Here is a 19,456-nt window from a genome sequence, read left to right as displayed (position 1 = left end):
CTGCATGGTTGCACCAGGTTTGGTAGAAGTTTGTGAAATGTTTACTCCTGCTATTCGACCTTGGATAGCCTGTGCCACGTTGGGTGCGGGTATTTCACGAACTTTATCGCCCGATATGTTTGCCACAGAACCAGTTACCGATTCTTTGCGCTGGGTTCCATAACCCACCACTACAACTTGTTCAAGTTCAGCCGCGCTCGGGAGTAATGTCACATTGATTTCGGTTTGATTTCTCACCGGAACCTCGCGACTTGTAAATCCGATGTAAGAAAACACCAGTACCGAATTGCTTGTTGGAACCGCAATACTGAAGTTTCCTGTGCCCAGGGTTGTTGTACTGGCTGAGGTTCCTTTGACCAGTATACTTACGCCTGGAAGGGGTTTTCCCTGATCATCCACAACACGCCCTTTTACTTGGGTTTGTGCATGTGCGGCAACCACAAAAAGTGCAAAAAAAGCAATCAGTGATAGTTTGGCTAGACATTTGGAAAGTCCTGCACCAGGCTTTACAAAAAACTGTAAAAATTCATTCCTCATAAAAATTTGGTTTATAATGGTTAAAATTCATGCTTCACGCAGTAATGAGCGGACTGGTTATCCAAAAAACTAGATAATGTGTATCTCTTAACAGGAGCAGACAAGCATGATAGAAGTAAAGTTATTCGATGAGAAGAAAAGCGGAAGTGTCAATTGTTCATAAATATGGAATAAATGTTCAAAGGAAAGGATCGACTAAAAACGATTATTAAACGAGGTAATTCCTTCGACCACAAAACACAAAGCCGTTTTATGCAATCGATTGTAAACTAAACAGATGCAACAAAAAGCCACTTCAATAATCTTTAACGACAACAAATATTGAGGGAGGCCGTTTCGATTATTTATTTTTTTCGAAGCAATAAAAAATTGCAGTAATGATCTTTTCAAAAACCCGAAATTTTGAATGTTGTTGGTGCTATAAACTTGAATTCTATTAATAATGTGCTTTTAGGGCTATTCTTTAGATATTTTAGTATTAGTGTCGTCACCCTGACCTGTAGCGCAGCGGAAAGCTACGCAGTAACTTCATTTCAGGGTCTTAATAGCAGGAAAGATGCTGACCACGTAGTAGCTATTAGACCTTTAAAATAATGAAAACTGCTAATAAAATAAATTCAGCATGACGATCGCGTGAGGTAAAGCAGCTGTAAACACTCACTATGATTTAAATATTAATCGAACTCACTTACTCAAAAACAGCTACGAAACCATCATTCTTTTTGAGGTCGATTTTCAATTCTCCAGAAGCTGATATTTTTATTTCTTTGGCAACAAACCCGTTGTGGCTGTCACTATCGTTTCCTGAAGAAATAAGTTTACCTGCTTTGTTTTTAAGAAAAGTGAGATTTAACGCAAGGGATTTGTCGAGTGGTTCTCCATTCAATCCTGTAACGTACCATTTGGAACCCGATTTTCTGGCTACAACATATAATTTGCCCGGGTATCCATCAATAAATTTTACATCATCCCATTGTGCCGGCAACCCTTTTAAGAAATCTTTAACCTCGACAGGTACATGGCTCATCCCATCCGGTGTTTCGGCATAGTGCTGTATGCCTGATAAAAAGGCCACTGATGTAGCCAGTTCGAATGCAGCGGTTGTTTGTCGTTCAATATTGGGGATCTTGTATAAACACATCGGCGTGAAATCCATCGGATCAAATGCATTTCTGATCATGGCACTGGCAACCATGTGTTGAGGTGCTTTGTTGGCCGCATCTTGCCCGAATGTGATCATTTCGTATCCCAGTACAGCTTCTGCGGTCATTAAATTTGGATAAGTCCGTTGCAATCCCCTGGGCAGTGTAGCCCCATGAAAATTGACCAACAAATGGTGGGCGGCGGCATCGGTTAAAATATCATGGTAGTAAGCAATCATAGATTGTCCGTCGCCACCAAAAAAATCGATTTTGATACCTTTAACGCCCATTTCTTCAAGCCTGCTAAACTCCTTCACCCGTTTCTCATGCGTTAACAGTTTATCTCTCGGTGTAAATTTTACGGTATTCCAATCCCCTGCTGAATTATACCAGAGCAACATGCCCACATTTTTTTTTCTTGCGTAGTCAACCAAAACCGCAACCGAATCATATCCAATAGTCTGATCCCAATTTGCATCGATCAAACAATACTGCCAGTTCATATCGGCAGCGTAATCAATATATTTTTTCTGAACAGGGTATATCGTCGCTTTATCCTTTTCCAGCACCCAGCTCCATGCGGCTTTTCCGGGCTTTACGAAGGATAAATCTTTTAATCTGGATGCAGGAGCAAGATCTGTACCGAGGGTTGATTCCATAATTGTAGCCAGATCGCCTATTGCAATGATCCGCCAGGGCGTAATCCATGGAAGCGTAGATTCGGGATAAAGGGCTCCTCCTTTTATTTTTTCAGCTTCCTGGGGAAAATTGATCCGATATTCTCCGCCAGGTGATAAACACTGCAAAGAGGTTCCACAATAATTTCTTTCCAGTCCTGCTTCCGTAAGCATCACCCAGGTATCGCCTGTTTTAAATAAAGCCGGATATACCCACCCGTTAGCACTGGAAGATGGCGTACCTACCGGGATAGCCATATTGTAGTATACCTCGTAGGAAGGATTGGTATGTTCAAATCCCGTTTGTGCCTCGGCTTTGGCCTGTAACCAGGCCAACGTACCTTCGGCAAAGTGAAAACTTGTCTGTTCTGACTTTATTTTTCTTAACGATTGATCTTTTTCCGGAAATTCGTAACGAAAGGCGGCCCCATCATTAGAAACACGAAAAATAATATTCATTCTTTTACCTGTTGGCGTTTTGGTCGATATCACCAATTCATTTGCGGTATAGGTAATCGATTTCTTTTTTGCATTGCGCATTACATAGGTCTCTTTCAATTTTCGCTCCGCACTCCCAACAACTTTTAATGACCTCGTAAAGTCTTCATCTTCTCGGATAATGCCCAGTTTAGAATTTTGTAAGATTGTTTTTTTACTCCTGGCAATGCTGTAGGTTCCCTGAGCGGGATTGCAGGTGAGAACAATTTTCCCATCAGGACTGGAAACATGATAGCTTACTGCTTCCTGTGCATAAATGCAGGTATTTACAAGGGTGAAAATGATAAATAAACGGATAAATTTCATGAGATCTAATTATTTGAGTAGCAGCGTATACAACCTGCCTGGTTTGGTTGATATATCGTAAACAAAAGTCTTTTTCAAAGGAGTAGCGGTTAAACGGGCTTCGGACGCTACAATAGGTTCCTGGGTTTCGGCAATGGAATAGAACATATTTGGATTAGTGCCCACTGCATTTTTCAACTCAATAAGGTCGCTTTTCATTTCATTGGGAACCCTTAACCGTAAATTTCCGCCAAGCGTTGATTTAATTACGGCTTTGATTACCTGCCCATTAGACCATTCGAGACTGAGTACCTCAAAGCCTCCCCTGGCCCTTAACCCTTTAATGGAACCTTTTTCTTTCCATACATCTGGCAAAGCGGGCAGTAAATGCAATGCCTCATCAGCACTTTGCATCAGCATCTCGGTAATACCAGAGGTACAGCCAAAATTACCATCTATCTGAAAAGGTGGATGGGCATCAAAAAGATTATTGTAAGTGCCACCACCGCCCGGATTAACGCCTAGTGGTGTGAGTTGGTTTTGAATCAGTTGGTAAGCATGATTTCCATCCTGCATCCTTGCCCACCAGTTTATTTTCCAGCCCATACTCCATCCTGTAGATACATCGCCTCTTTGAAGCAAGGTATTTTTTGCAGCAGCATAAAGTAAGGGCGTACGGTAGGCAGAAATTTGGTTGGAAGGGAATAAACCATAAAGGTGAGAAATATGTCGGTGTTTATCGTTTGGACTGTCTATATCATCCAGCCATTCTTGTAATTGGCCGTGTTTACCAATGTGCATAGGCGATAACTTATTGCGCATCTGCAATAAACTATCAGCAAAAACATTGTCAACTCCCAGTATTTTGGCAGCACGGATAGCGGTAGAAAACACATCGAAAACAATTTGGTTATCCATGGTGGTACCCGCATCAATAGAGGAGCCTCCATGTGCCGCAGGGGCATTTTCAGGAGAAGTACCTGGATTAACCACCAAATACTTCAGAGTTGGGTGCAGCACCAGAAAATCTTTGTAAAAAGTTGCTGCATCTTTTAAAACAGGATAGATGCTTTTAAGGTATTTGCGGTCTCCTCCATAAAGGTAATGTTCCCAAAGATGCTGACTGGCCCAGCCACCGCCACCGTTCCAGATTCCCCAGAATGCACCATCCACTGGGCCGGTGCTTCTCCAGATATCGCTATTGTGATGCGCCATCCAGCCCCTTGCGCCGTACATGTTTTTAGCAGTGGCCTTGCCCGTTTCGGCCATTTCACCTACCATTTTAAGAAAGGGCTGGTGCAGCTCGGGCAAATTGGTCGGCTCTGCGGGCCAATAATTCATTTGGGCGTTAATATTAATGGTGTATTTGCTGTCCCAGGGAGGGTAAAGCTTATCATTCCAGATGCCTTGTAAATTGGCAGGCTGACCTCCAGGCTGAGAAGAACTGATTAACAGATAGCGGCCAAACTGGTAATATAGATTAACAAACTGAAGATCTGTTGTATTCCTGAAATTCATTAACCTTTTATCTGTTGGTAAGTCCGTACCATCGCTCCCCCCTAAATCAAGCTGAACACGATTGAAGTATTTGTGATAGTTGATGAGATGGTTAGCCAGAATTTTATCATAAGATTTCGCCGAGGCCCGGTTCAGGTACTCCAATGCCCGGTTAGCGGCATTGCCGCTGATGTCATTATAATGGTTAAAATTGGTAGCTATGGAAATGAAAATGGTTACCGCATTGGCATGCTCAACAACAATACTCGAATCGGTAGCTTTTAATGTACCCCCTTCATTGCTGAATCTGCTGATTACGTTGTATTTTACAAGCCCTTTGACACCTTCATGATCGCTGGTTAACCCTTCCATTACCAGATCTTTAACAGCAGAGGTACTGATTGAAACCTTTTTATGGGGCGTGGTGTAATTTGCGGTAAAAGAAATGCTGGCGGCTTTAGTGGCGGTAAGTTTCATTACCACTACGCGATTACCGTGTGCGGCAAAAGCCGTTCGGGTATAGGTTACATCGCCAATATTATAGCTTGTTTTACTTAGGGCATTTTYGATATCGAGTTCTCTGTAGTAGTTCTGATACTTTTCATGACCAGGGAAAACGAGTTGAAGATTGCCTGCTGGCTGAAAGATTTGTCCGGATGATTTTTTCCCAAACATGATTTTATTGGCCAGGTTTTCAGCTTCCTTATGCTGCCCTTGAAAAATGAGTGCGCGGATTTCAGGTAAATGGCTCAAAGTTTCCGGAACATCATTTTGATAGGGACTACCACTCCACAGGCTATGCTCATTAAGCTTTATCACTTCTTTTGCCACGTTGCCATAAATCATTGCCCCTAAAAAGCCATTACCAACAGGAAGTGCATTTTCCCAAACAGCACCTGCAGGTTCTTCGTACCAAAGCTTTAATTTTGATTTTTCAGGCACCTGTGCAAATGCCAAAGTGCCTGTAAAAAGCAATAAAATTATCTTACTGAATCTCAGTACCATGTTATGGATATTCATTGACAAAGGGGGCTAATTGTTAAATTTCATAATCGTTATTTTTAAACTGCTGGCATTACAACAATGTTAGTAAATTAAGCGCTTTTAACCACAGATGCGCACAGATAAACACAGATTTTTATATCTGTGAGCATCTTCTATCTCCCGAAAATCGGGACAAGTCGTGGTTAAATTATTTTCACTTATGCCGATGGCTTAACTTAATGACATTAGGCATTACCATGCCTGATATCCGTTCATTTGGAGTGGTTTTTCCTGATCCACAGCCCCACTCAGCCTTCAGAACCATAGTCTTCATCCCTTAGTTATTTCTTTACCAACCTCACATAAAATACCCTTGCCGTTGATTTTCCATCTGAAGGTGAAAATTTAACCGAAATCCGTTTTTTGCCTTTTAGCATTTCTTCAGGGATTGGGTATTCCTGGTTATAGAAGCCTGTTTTTTGTGGCCCCTGCCCCGCATCTACACCAACCAGTTTTTGATCATCGAGATAAATATCAAATTTATCACGGCCGCCACTCGTATGGTAACGAACATTTAGGGCCAGCTGATCTGCACCCTCGGTATTCATTTCGTAGCTAAAGAAACCATTTCCCGTTGCATTGCGCCAAAATTGATCCAGATAAGATCCGGTGTGGGAATTATTGTTTTTCATCTGGTGATCTACCTCTGGCTGCTGTTCTCCTGGTGCAACAAAATCCACTGTGCGGCTTTCCAATGCAAGTTTTTCATTTTCTACACGGGTAGCAGAATCGAGGTAAGCGGCATACTGGCCAGGTGTGAGTGCCATCCAGTACATCATGTAACGTGAATCGTGAATGCGGTAAAAAGGCTCCAGGGTAATTTTTTCAGGATTTTCTATCCGCTCATTCACAAAAGAGAACTTCATCGACTGACCTTTTATTGGCTCGATTTTCTTGCCGATATCGTCAACATGCTCATCAATAAGAATAGGTGCCTTATTAATGGGCAGTTTTTTGCCACTGGCGATATGCCCCCAACGACTATTGTCTGCTACCAGTCCTTTAAGTGCTGCTGTTTCAGTTTTAGCACCCAATAAAATCGGTCCGTGCATAATTGCCACATACTCAGGCAAATTAGGCATCCGTTCAACGGTGGTTTTCATGGGCAGGCTCAGCTCTACCACATCTCCTTTTTTCCAGTTACGGCCAATTCCCAGATAAGCATTCGGAAGCAATTTATAGTCGGCTTTTTTACCATTGATTTTCACTTCCATCATTTCCTTACCGGTCCATGATGGCTTTCTGATCATCAACATTAACCGGGCGTTTCCATCTGCGACAACCAGTCTGGTTTTTTCCTCATCCGGAAAAGTAGTTTCCTGCCTTATTGTAATGTTTTTCTCTTTCCAGTTGAGTTCAGAGGCAATAAACAGGTTAAGGTATAAAGTATCTTTTTGATGGGTGTAAATAAATTCGTTGTACTTGCTGTGGTTCTCCATACCACTGCCCACGCAACACCACATACCTTCATTCGGTGCCGAATATACGCGGTAGTGCCTTGGCCGGGCGGGCGTAAAATAAACATAGCCACCATGTTCGGGATGTTGGGACGAAAGAATATGGTTATACAGGGCTTTTTCGTAAAAGTCAACATATTTTGCATCGGGTTTTTCCCTGAAAAGTCCTTCGGTCAGTTTCAGCATATTGTAGGTGTTGCAGGTTTCTGGCCCTTCCACATCATCTACAAAATCAGCACTGGCAACAGCACTTGGAAAAAATTCCCTGCGGCTGTTTCCACCAAAGGCCAAAGATCTTTTGCCTGTTACTGTTTCCCAAAAAAACTGACTGGCCTGATCATAATTCCCTTGATGGCTCAATTCTCCGATCCGTTGGAAGCCAACTGCTTTTGGAACCTGGGTGTTGGCGTGTTTATTATCAAGGTTGTCCTGCCCGTTGGCCATAGGCGTAAGCAATTGCTGATGAGAAAACCGCATCGCTGCGTTCAGGTATTTTTTATTGCCGGTAATCTGATAGGCATCAGCCAATACTTCATTCATCCCACCTTGTTCTGTATCTAACATTTGCTGCATCTGTTGCTCATTAAGCTTCGAGGTAATGGCTATCGTCCAATCGCAGAATTTTAAAAATACCTCCTTCGCATCTTTACTTTCCCCATAAATCCAGGCATCGCGCAAACCCGCAAAAGTCTTGTGAACATTATACCAGGGTACCCAGGCAGCTTGATAAGCTTTGAAGTTTCCTTCTTTAAGTTTCATCCAGATCTCCTTACTATTGGGAACACCTCCTGCATATCCTATTCCCCATTCTGAATGTGAAGTGGTATTTTTATTCTGGCAGGCTTTCAATATTGCTACGATTTTTTCCATCCTGCTTTTGCATTCTGGATTACCTGTTGAGGCATAATTAAGTGCAAGTGCACTAAGGTAATGTCCGGCGATATGCCCATCTAGCCCTTCCCAGTTATCATAGCCTTTTTTATCTGTAGGAAGCGCTGCCTGTTTAAGGTAAGGATAAAGCAACCGATCTACATCATAAGCCAATAGTGTTTTTATGTTAAGGTCTCTGGCGTGATCAAATGGTCCACTAAGCAGTTTTACCTGTTTTAAAGGAAACGAATTGGCATAAAATCCCGTTTGCGCCCCAACATTTCCACAGAAGCCAATGTTAAATAGGACAGAAACGCCCAGGCAAAGGAAATGCTTTTGCAAAAGATCGTATTTTGGGAATGTCAACATATAATTTTACTAAGAAGGTTTATTTAAACAAGGTCGAGGAGAATTGATAAAGGTTATTCCGCCAAACAGGCCAGGTGTGCCCTCCCGGATATTCGTGATAACTAAAATTGATATTCAGCGCTTTAAATTTATCCATCATCATCTGGCAGTTATTATAGGCAATATCCTCTTTCCCGCCCATGGCAATCCACAATTGCTTTAGGTTGGCATTGATTTTTTCACGGTTGTTTTTCATCCCTACATACTGAAGGTCGGCAATTGTATTTTGACGCGGCACAACCCATCCTGAACTGAATACACCCAGGTATGCGAATTTATCGGTATTGTTAATCCCGGTATAAAGCGTGTGCATCCCACCCATCGATAAACCTGCCAATGCCCTGTTTTGCGCATCGGTTTTGGTGCGGTAAGTGCTTTCAACCAATGGAATAATCACTTCTTTCAATTCTGATTCGAAGATTTTTAAGCTAGCCTCGCCAAAGGCAGCTCCACCTACATTTGCACTGGGCATTACAATAATCATTGGTTTGGCTTTTTGAGCGGCAATAAGATTGTCGAGAATCAGATCTGTTTTACCCTGGTTGGCCCAGCCGGTTTCATCTTCTCCCCCTCCATGGAGGATATAAAGTACCGGGTATTTCTCGTTTACCTGTGCATCATAAAAAGGTGGTGTGTAAACATACAGCTGCCTCCATGACCTGGTTATTTTTGAGTAATATTTTTTAATCCGGAGCTCGCCATGCGGAACATCCTTCAACGCATAATAGTCGCCTTTTGAAAAAGGAATTTCAATTCCGCTGGCCATGCGCCCCATTCCGAAATAAGACTTACTTGCCGGATCTGCTACAGGAAGGCCATCAATGATGAGCGAATAATAATGAAATCCTTCACCCAAAGAATCGGTTGTAACGGTCCATCTGCCATTTTCATTTTTGACCATATCATACTTTCGGCCCAGATCTACCTGAACACTGTGCGCATTGGGCGTCGAAAGATTGAAAACAACTTTATGGTCATCGGTAATCTGCGGATAGCCGCCAGACCCAATATTGGTTGAGGCCGGCGCACCTGCTACCGGATATTTTGAAAAAGTAGTGGTATCAACCGGTTTAAATAGCAATTGCGAAAACATATATAACCCATTCTTCCAAACTTTAAAATCATGAAAACCAGGCTCGATAAAATAGATATGTGGCACCTTGTTTTTAGTCAGATAATCGTGCGTACGCTTACTGTTGATAATGAGGTTATCACTAGCTCCGCAAGAGATGAATAACAACTTGAGCATGGCTGCGGCCTTTTTTGGATCAGGTACAAGCACTTCTGGCATTTTGGTATTCGGCGCTGAAGAAAAGCCAGCTATCCAGGCAAATTTATCCAGATTTCCCAATCCAAAATTCAAAGCCTGTCCTCCCCCCATTGATAAACCTGCAATCGCCCGATGTTCGCGGTCTTTATACACGCTGAACTTCCGTTCCACAAAAGGAATAAGATCATTAATTAAATCTTTCTCAAAAGTAGCAAAGGCCTGCACTTTATCCTTGTCCATAATGTTCCCAATGGCACGGTCATCTTTCATGGCTCTGCCGTTCGGCATAATTACCACCATAGGTGCCAACTTACCGGCGGCATAAAGATTATCCAGAATCACCTGGGGATTACCTCCATTAAGCCATTCTTTTTCATCACCTCCGATACCATGCAAAAGATATAAAACCGGATATTTTAATTGTTTAGTGTAACCTGGCGGCGTGTATACCAATGCTTTACGGTTATTGCCGACAGTTTTTGACGAATAGGTCAAAGTATCGATTTTTCCGTGCGGAATTGCAGGCTGAATGACGTCAAAGCCCTCTGGGCCACTGGACACGATCTGCTGAGCAAAACCATCAAGCGTATAAGCACTTAAACTGACAAAAAGCAATGTTATTTTTACGAAGAGGGATTTATTTGTTTTTTTCATATCTGGTTAGGTTAAGGGTATGTTATTAGCTATTTATCTGCCTTTTACCGGGCTAACACCGGTAGTGGTTTCTACAATTTTCTGTATAGTGCCATCCTCATTATAATGCATATCATCTACACAGATAGACCTTCTATAACTACCACCTGTGGGCAAAGAGCCATTGTGGTAAAAAAAGTAAGATTTGCCCTTAAAATCGATAACACCAGGATGAGTAGTAAAACTGTTGGGAACATTTCCCTGGATAATACCTTTGTATACCCAAGGCCCCTGTGGCCCCTTAGCCATACAGTATTCAATCATTTCGGGTTTGGTTCCCGCGCCGGCATAGATCAGATAATAATTGCCTTTTCTTTTATAAACCCATGGACCTTCAATATAGTTTTTGATGTCAAGCACCTGGATTTCTCCATCCATCTCGATCATATTTTTTTTCAGTTTGACACTTTTACAACTTCCATTGCCCCAATACAGATAAGCCTGCCCATCATCATCGATAAAAACAGTGGGATCAATGTCATCCCAACCATGCTTTTTATCGGTAGTCATCTCATTGGTTACCAAAGCCTTGCCAATTGCATCTTTAAATGGCCCAACAGGGCTATCAGAAACTGCCACACCGATCGCCATCCCTCCTTTACTCTCCTTGTTTTTTTGGTGGCCTGTTGATACATACCAATAAAACTTTCCATCTCTGTAAATACACTGAGCGGCGTACGCATCTCCCGCGGCCCATGAAAATGCCTTTGGCGAAAGCAGCATGCCATGATCTTCCCAGTCGACCATATTTTTTGACGAGAACACATGCCAATCGGGCATTTTATAATTGGTATCTTTCACCGTTGCGGTATCATGCCCAACATACAGATAAACTTTATTTTTATATACCAGTGGTGCCGGATCAGCAGTAAACATTTGTTTGATAATTGGATTTTGCGCCTGCGATTTAAAATGCACCGCAAAAACCAGTGTTGATAACAATAGGAAGAGGGCTTTAAATTTCATTATTATTTTTATTTGGTCAGTAATCAGTTTGTTTGATGACGATATTTTCACCTTGATAGGTTAGGTACTGCTTGGCTTTTATTTATCATTCCTGATGCTTTGCCATCAATGAAGACAATTTTAAAAACCTTGTCATGGTTTTCAAATTCCAGCTAAAATAGCCTGATTATCTGATGAGCGTTAAGTCAATTGTGAAAATTATAGCAATGAATGTTCAATATCCCCCTATGTTCGTCCTAATCATCGGATGAAATAAAATTTAAAGGGTCCAAACAGCTAGATCGAAACATTTGTCACAGATTTTTATCGAAACGTACACATCCCGAAGTGAAACTATTTGGAACTTGCAAAAGTTAAGAAAACCAAATATATGAGACGATTCTTATTTTTAACAATATTTACCACGTTAGCCCTTCTACACGTTATCTGTCCAATTCAGGCACAGGAATATCCATTTAACGATTACAAATTACCTTTTGATAAAAGGGTTGATGATTTGGTGTCCAGATTAACACTTGAGGAAAAAGTTTTTCAGATGCTTAATTCAGCACCTGCAATTCCAAGATTAAAAATTCCGGCTTACGATTGGTGGAATGAAACACTGCACGGAGTGGCCAGAACGCCGTTTAAGGTTACCGTATACCCGCAGGCCATTGCTATGGCGGCCATGTTCGATCCTGCAGCGCTGGCTACAATGRCAGACTATTCTGCTTTGGAAGGGCGGGCAATTTACAACAAAGCGGTTGCGCTTGGCCGTACGAATGAACGCTATCTGGGACTCACCTATTGGACACCCAATATCAATATCTTTAGAGACCCGAGATGGGGACGCGGTCAGGAAACCTATGGAGAGGATCCTTATTTAACTGCTACACTGGGCGATGCATTTGTAAGGGGTTTGCAAGGCGATGACCCAAAGTACCTGAAAGCGGCGGCTTGTGCGAAACATTATGCTGTACACAGCGGACCCGAGCCTTTACGCCACGTATTCAATGCAGATGTTAGTGCCTTTGATCTTTGGGATACTTATTTGCCAGCATTTGAAAAACTGGTTACGAAATCGGAAGTTGCCGGAGTGATGTGTGCTTATAACGCATTTCAGGGGCAACCATGTTGTGGCAGCGATCTTTTAATGACCGACATTTTAAGAAAAAAATGGGGTTTTAAGGGTTATGTTACTTCAGATTGTTGGGCCATTGATGATTTCTTTAAAAATCACAAAACCCATAAAGACGCAGCAAGTGCATCGGCTGATGCGGTTTTTCATGGAACTGATCTAGACTGTGGAACTAATGCTTATAAAGCTTTACTTACTGCGGTTAAAAACGGTATTATTACAGAAAAAGATATTGATGTATCGGTAAAAAGACTGTTCATGATCCGGTTCAGGCTTGGCATGTTCGATCCGCCTTCGATGGTGAAATACGCCAATACACCAATAACAGTTTTAGAAAACAGTGCCCACAAAGCACATGCACTTAAAATGGCAAGGGCATCGATGGTTTTGTTAAAAAACGAATCAAACACACTTCCGTTAAAAAAGAATCTAAAGAAACTTGTGGTGCTTGGTCCGAATGCCAATAATGATATTTCGGTGCTTGGAAATTACAATGGTACCCCCTCAACCATTACAACGGTTCTTCAGGGCATAAAAGATAAACTGGGAAATCAAACAGAGGTGATATATGAGCAGGCAATTTCGTTTGCAAGCGATACGATTCTACATTATCGAAATTTAGAGAACCAATTAACCGCAGATGGTCACAAGGGTTTCAAGGCCGAATATTACAAGGGTATAGAACTGCAGGGAGCACCTTTTTTAACACGGTTCGAAGAATCAATAAACCACAACTGGCAAGAGGGCGAGCAAATTGGCGAAGGTTTGGCGGCCAACCATTTTTCGGCCAGGTTTAGCACGGTGTTTAAAGCTTTAAAGTCAGAGGAAATTACCTTTGAAGTAGATGGGGATGATGGCTACCGTTTAAAGGTAAACGGGCAAAAAGTTTTAGATGCCTGGTCTAAAAACAGGTGGGGCGCTAAAACGTATAAAATTCCTGTTTCGAAGGATTCTACATACAAAATTGAAATGGAATACTGGCAAGGTGAGGGTGGAGCAAAGGTCCGCTTTGCGGGAGGTACCTTTGGGCGCACAGATTTTACTGAGTTGGTTGCACGCCATCGCGATGCAGATGCATTTATATTCGTGGGCGGCATTTCTCCACAGCTCGAAGGCGAAGAAATGAAAGTAAATGTACCTGGATTTAATGGAGGCGACAGAACCTCGATCATGCTTCCCCAGGCACAAACCTCACTGATGAAAGCTTTAAAATCGAGTGGCAAGCCAGTTGTTTTTGTGATGATGACAGGAAGCGCCATCGCCATTCCATGGGAAGCCGAAAATATACCCGCCATTGTTAATGCCTGGTATGGCGGCCAATCGGCAGGAACTGCAGTAGCTGATTTGTTGTTCGGTGATTACAGCCCTTCAGGAAGACTTCCGGTAACCTTTTATAAGAGTGACAAGGATCTAAAAGATTTTAATGATTATAATATGGAGAATCGGACCTATAGGTATTTCAAAGGCATACCTCTTTTTGGGTTTGGATATGGATTAAGCTATTCTACATTTAATTATCACAACTTTATCTTACCTTCAAACCTTAAATCAGGCAAAGGAACAAGTTTGTCTGTAAAGATCACCAATACCGGTAAAATGCAGAGCGATGAGGTTGCCCAGTTGTATGTGATGCACAACAATTTAAAAATCAAATCAGCTAAAAAAGCCCTTAAGGGATATCAAAGGGTTAGCCTGGCGCCTGGTGAAAGCAAACTTGTTCATTTTAAATTATCACCTGATGAACTTAGTTATATTGATGATAAAGGAACAAAAAGACCACTAAAAGGCGAGGTCACATTATCAATTGGTGGAAGCCAGCCCGATGAGAAGCTGAAAACAAGCGGTAATATTGTAACCAGAAAACTAATAATCAACTAGATGAAAAAGATTAGCCTGCTATTGATTATCATTACAGCTACTGCACATTTTCTGAAGGCTGAAGATGGACACCAACTTTGGCTCCGCAATACCGCTACCAAGCAGGTGAAGGTGGTATCACCAAGAAAGTCGCCGGTATTAACCATTGCTGCACAAGAAATTAAAAACGGGTGGCTGGGAAAAGATGGCGCAGAACTAAAATTTGATTTTGTTAAAGATGGCTCGGTTACCAATGATGGATTTCGTTTGGAAGGCGATAAAATTGCCGCTAAAACGGATCTGGGTATCCTTTATGGAAGCTACGAGCTCCTTAGAAGGCAGTATTTAGGAAAGTCTGATCAAAATTATGCGTCCAATCCCTCCTATTCAAGAAGAATCCTTAACCATTGGGATAATCTGGATGGTTCTGTAGAACGCGGGTATGCTGGTGCTTCGATATTTTGGAGGCAGGGCGATTCTTCGCTTCAACTTAGCCAGGCAGACATCGCTTTGTACAAAGAATACGCAAGAGCCAATGCCTCAATAGGCATAAATGGCACAGTACTCAATAACGTAAATGCTTCAGCAAAAATCCTCACCACAGCCTATCTCCAAAAGGTTCAGTCTATTGCCACAGTATTGCGCCCGTATGGCTTAAAAGTCTATTTATCGGTCAACTTTTCCTCACCCGTTACAGTTGGGAAACTTAAAACCGCCGACCCTCTTGATCCTGCTGTTAGGCAATGGTGGGCAGCTAAGGCCAAAGAAATTTATTCACTTATTCCTGATTTTGGAGGATTCCTTGTAAAAGCCAATAGTGAAGGGCAACCTGGCCCTCAAAATTTCGGAAGGACACATGTTGATGGTGCCAATATGATGGCTGATGCACTCTCCCCTTTTGGAGGGATTGTAATGTGGCGTGCCTTTGTATATCAACCAAGTAATGAAGATCGTACGAAACAAGCCTATAATGAGTTTTTAAAATTTGATGGTAAATTCAAGAAAAATGTAATTATCCAGATCAAAAACGGACCACTTGATTTTCAGCCCCGAGAGCCATTCAGTCCCTTATTCGGAGCCATGATTAAAACCCCTGTAATGCCAGAGTTTCAGATCACTCAGGAATATCTGGGCTGGTCGAATCACCTCGTTTTTTTGTCTACCCTTTGGGAAGAGTGTTTACAAAGCGATACCTACCGAAACGGTAAGGGCAGCACTGTAGCGGCCTGTACAGATGGGACATTGGATAAACGCACCTTCAGTGCAATTGCAGGGGTATCCAATATTGGCCTGGAGCGGAATTGGACCGGGCATATTTTTGCACAGGCCAACTGGTACGCTTTTGGCCGGCTTGCCTGGGACAATAAACTTAAGAGTGAAGATATTGCGGATGAATGGGTTAGGCAAACTTTTTTAAGTCCAACGGAAAAGAAAATGGAGCGAACCTTTGTAAAACCGATAAAAGAGATGATGATGCAGAGCAGAGCAGCGGCTGTGGATTATATGATGCCTTTAGGATTGCACCACATTTTTGCCGAAGGCCACCATTACGGGCCTGCCCCATGGTTCTCGAATAAAGCCATCAGGGCCGACTGGACCTCTGTATACTACCACAATGCAGACCTTTTAGGACTGGGCTTTAACAGAAGCAGCACTGGTAGCAATGCCGTTGAGCAGTACCATGAACCACTCCGATCTACATTTAACAGCTTAGAAAGTTGTCCGGAAGAATATTTGTTGTGGTTTCACCATGTGCCATGGGCTTATAAACTTAAAAACGGAAACGACCTTTGGACAGCGCTTTGTTATCGTTACGATTCGGGTTTGCAACATGTTCGTGCTTTCCAACGCATTTGGGACAGTACCAAGGGCTTGGTTGATGATGAGCGGTTCAAATCCGTACAGTCCAAGCTCAAGATCCAAAGCCGTGATGCACAGGTTTGGAAGGACGCTTGTTTGTTATATTTTCAGCAGTTTAGCAAACGAGAAATTCCCTATGATTTGGAACGCCCAATATATGAATTGGATACTTTTAAAAAAGCTGACCAAAAGTAAGAACTATGAATAGTCTGTTTTCATCAAAACAAAACCAAAAAATCCGGTGGTGCCGCATCTAGCGCAAGTCTTAGCGCCCCGGCAAAAGCAAAGGCCTGACTTGTGCTTCCGTTAAATTAATACATTAATCCTTTAAGGCACAAGTCAGCCAGCCCACATTGTCCAAACCACTAAGACTTGCGCTAGAAAAGGTAGAGAACCTCGATCCTGGTATCAGCCAATTTATTGTGATAAGCAGTACTAAATCACCATGAATCCAGGTTTGTTTCTGGCCTGGAAGAATCAAATTGCGGGTACAGCTCCGATTTGAGTCAATAAAGCAAGCAGATCAGGTTGCCCTACTTCTTCTATGATCTGGTTGTCAGACAAACGGTAAAAATTATATTCCACTGAATATCCGGAAAGCCGCTGCGCATCATTCCGATAATCGTTAAATAACCTTTAGGACCTTGTAGCGGCTCAGCCTGAAAAGGCACATGGAACTTCGCTGCCGGACTTATTAATTGTTGTGCTAAATTTTCGTCAGCAGTATTGATGAACTGTAAAAATTGATCAAAAAATTCTTTTGTTACTCCCATTTTCTATTTTTTAGCTTGTAATATGCACTTGTTTTTATAATGTAAAGATGGGCCGTAATTACCTTTCTAGCCAATAAACAAGCTTAAGAAATAGTCTTAATGTAGTTTAAGGATAGATGTTATTTCAATGATATATTTTTTCTGATCTTGCTGAGAAATTCAGGCGTGATGCCCAGATAGGAAGCTATCTGCGTATTGGGTAATCTTGAAGCTAGCGCTGCATATTGTGCCAGGAAATCCAGATAGCGTTGCTCTGCATTTGAACTGAAATTTTGTAACAAGCGGTTTTGAAGTTCAATGAACTTTTCTTCCACGATTACCCGAAAATTTCTGTCAAACTTTGGTGAATTCACATAAAGATAAAGCAAGTCCTGATGTTCAATCTGCAGAATAGTGGAAGGTTCAATTGCTTCTATAAAAAGTTTGCTAGGTCTTCCCGAATAGAAACTTCCAAGGTCAGCAACCCAATCATTCTCTGCTGCAAACCCCAGATTATGTTCCGTCCCTTTTTCATCGATGCCATACATTTTAAAGCAGCCTTTCTCAACAAACGTATAATGTTTGCAAACAAAGCCTTCCTGTAAGATCATTTGTCTCCGTTTTATTTTTCTGTGTGTCGTTCTTTCGGCAAGCAAGTTTATTTCCCCGGAATTTAAAGGAAGGTACTTTTTAAAATATTCGATTAATGGCTGTATCGTCAACTTTTTTAATATTAGTTAAGATTAATGTTTAAAATGAATCATCGTTTTACAAATATGATAAAAGTGAATTATAGAACGATCCCAAATTCTGAAGATTTGTGCATATTTTCTCTACTTTCAGCTATTGACCAATCATTTTATAATCAATATTTTTACGTCCTAACGCTCCATACCAACCTATGTTAATACGCATATCGCTATTGCTGTTTTTCGCTTCATTTATTTTAAAAGTTCAGGCACAGGATCCTGCAAATGATGACGTGAAAGTGGCCACACCAATTCAAAATACTACGGTATACTGCTCTAACGATGCAGCTTTTACCAGCACTAACGCTACTCCTAGTGGTTATAGAAAGGGAAGTTTTTGGAATAGCGAAGGGAAAGATATCTGGTTCAGCTTTACTGCAATCGGTACCGATATTACTGCCACCGTAACCGGACAATCGGCAGGAAACACCAACACATTGCTTAATCCGCTCATTGCCTTTTATACTTATAAGGACAATTTACTTACTGAACAGATCGGTTCGATGACCACAGATCAGAACATTACTACTGCCTATAAGGGCGGGCTTATTATTGGCAATACCTATTACCTGCGCATCAGCGCAGAAAATGATGCCACAGGAAGTTTTAAACTCTGTGTGAACAGCTATAACCCACCAAACAAACCCGGACAGGATTTCTCATCAGCATCTCTTTTATGTAATAAAGATAGTTTTACGGAGCTTAAGGTGAGCGGGGCCGGAATTAATAACCGCGAGGCTGCGGGAACCTGTTTAAGCATCGAATCGAACAGTGCGTGGTACACCTGGACAGCAGCCAATACAGGTACTTTAGGCTTTACGATTACGCCGACTGCAGTTACCGATGATATTGATTGGGTATTATATGATCTTGGACCAGCCACAGCGCCTGCCGTGCCTTCGTCTGCCAATTCCATCCGCTGTGCGGCTGGCAGCGGTGTTGATTGTAGCCCAAGGTATTACATTACAGGTGCCAACAGCAGCTCGGTTGACCTTAGCGAACAAGGAGGCTGCTCACCAAATCAGGATGGCTTTGTAAAAGCGATTGATATGATCGAAGGGCATCAATATGCTTTACTGATCGATAATTTCTCGAACAAAAACAATGGGTTTAGTCTTTCTTTTGATGGCAGCGGAGAATTTGTAGGTCCTAAATCAACTATTGTGATGAAGACTGAAGATGCCTGCATGCGTACCCAAAAATTCATATTCACGGCTGATGCAAGTAATTACAATAGTTTAAACTGGAATTTTGGTGCAGATGCCAGCCTGGCAACAGCAAACACAACCGGACCTTTAGAAATCACCTATGCCACTGCCGGTACAAAGACAGTAACCCTCGAAGCATTTTCGGTAAGAGGGTGCCGCACGGTTAGTAGTTACGCTTTTTATGTGGCTTTAAAACCTGATAAACCTATTATTTCTGCCAACAGAACCAGTTTCTGCTTAGGCAGCACCATGGAACTCAATATCCCCGAAACACCAAACGCCTCCTATCTTTGGTCTGGCCCGGCCAACTTTAGTGCCACTACCGCAGCTGTTAGTGTCCCAATTAACAGTTTTTCGCAATCTGGTGATTATTCGGTAACAGTAAAAGTTGGCGATTGCTATAGCGACGTCGCTACAATTAATATCCCTGAGATTGTTAAAAATCCGGTGGCAAGTTTCCAAACCGACCCACCTATCCCTGRTAAATTTGCAGCTCCTACGCCCAAAATCCGGTGGCAAGTTTCCAAACCGACCCACCTATCCCTGGTAAATTTGCAGCTCCTACGCCC

The 19,456-nt window shown here is 42.1% G+C and carries 11 protein-coding genes; 3 read left to right on the top strand and 8 right to left on the bottom strand.

Annotated features, from left to right (window positions below; translation table 11 throughout):
* The 6 genes from AC1DPQ_RS02345 to AC1DPQ_RS02320 all read right to left on the bottom strand — a co-directional run.
* The coding region (locus tag AC1DPQ_RS02345; RefSeq protein WP_477607774.1) for a carboxypeptidase-like regulatory domain-containing protein at positions 1-537 on the bottom strand (537 nt) is incomplete at its 3' end.
* 688 nt (positions 538-1,225) lie between these two features.
* Entirely contained in the window at positions 1,226-3,160 is a 1,935-nt protein-coding gene (locus AC1DPQ_RS02340; RefSeq protein ID WP_477578250.1) for a glycoside hydrolase family 97 protein, read from the bottom strand.
* Positions 3,161-3,169: 9 nt separating this feature from the next.
* The gene (locus tag AC1DPQ_RS02335; RefSeq protein WP_477607772.1) at positions 3,170-5,641 is read right to left on the bottom strand and encodes a glycoside hydrolase family 95 protein; all 2,472 of its coding nucleotides are present in this window, start codon (positions 5,639-5,641) and stop codon (positions 3,170-3,172) included.
* Positions 5,642-5,961: 320 nt separating this feature from the next.
* A complete protein-coding gene (locus AC1DPQ_RS02330) occupies positions 5,962-8,376 on the bottom strand; it encodes a glycoside hydrolase family 127 protein (protein WP_477607770.1) in 2,415 nt (804 codons plus the stop codon).
* Between the two features lie 19 nt (positions 8,377-8,395).
* Positions 8,396-10,339, bottom strand: a complete 1,944-nt coding sequence (locus AC1DPQ_RS02325; protein ID WP_477578245.1) for an alpha/beta hydrolase-fold protein — start codon at positions 10,337-10,339, stop codon at positions 8,396-8,398.
* A 33-nt stretch (positions 10,340-10,372) separates the two neighbouring features.
* Positions 10,373-11,344 carry a glycoside hydrolase family 43 protein gene (locus tag AC1DPQ_RS02320; RefSeq protein ID WP_477578243.1) on the bottom strand — a complete coding sequence of 324 codons (972 nt, stop codon included), beginning with the start codon at positions 11,342-11,344 and terminating at the stop codon, positions 10,373-10,375.
* 370 nt (positions 11,345-11,714) lie between these two features.
* Between AC1DPQ_RS02320 and AC1DPQ_RS02315 the strand changes: the two genes are divergently transcribed.
* Both AC1DPQ_RS02315 and AC1DPQ_RS02310 read left to right on the top strand, forming a co-directional pair.
* Positions 11,715-14,339: a glycoside hydrolase family 3 C-terminal domain-containing protein gene (locus AC1DPQ_RS02315; protein ID WP_477607768.1), complete on the top strand. Its 2,625-nt coding sequence runs from the start codon at positions 11,715-11,717 to the stop codon at positions 14,337-14,339.
* A complete protein-coding gene (locus tag AC1DPQ_RS02310) occupies positions 14,340-16,373 on the top strand; it encodes an alpha-glucuronidase (RefSeq protein ID WP_477607766.1) in 2,034 nt (677 codons plus the stop codon).
* A 347-nt stretch (positions 16,374-16,720) separates the two neighbouring features.
* On the opposite strand, the gene AC1DPQ_RS02305 is transcribed toward AC1DPQ_RS02310, so the two are convergent.
* Positions 16,721-16,951, bottom strand: coding sequence for an ester cyclase (locus AC1DPQ_RS02305; RefSeq protein ID WP_477607764.1), 231 nt, complete (start codon positions 16,949-16,951; stop codon positions 16,721-16,723).
* Positions 16,952-17,070: 119 nt separating this feature from the next.
* Entirely contained in the window at positions 17,071-17,586 is a 516-nt protein-coding gene (locus tag AC1DPQ_RS02300; RefSeq protein ID WP_477578254.1) for a Crp/Fnr family transcriptional regulator, read from the bottom strand.
* Between the two features lie 245 nt (positions 17,587-17,831).
* Here AC1DPQ_RS02300 and AC1DPQ_RS02295 point away from each other — a divergent pair.
* Positions 17,832-19,456 (top strand): immunoglobulin domain-containing protein (locus AC1DPQ_RS02295; RefSeq protein WP_477607762.1); only part of this gene is annotated, 1,625 nt, incomplete at its 3' end.

It is taken from the genome of Pedobacter sp. 01T416_2, assembly GCF_056398925.1.
The sequence above is the reverse complement of the archived record's forward strand: the minus strand, read 5'-3'. Positions and strand labels throughout refer to the sequence as shown.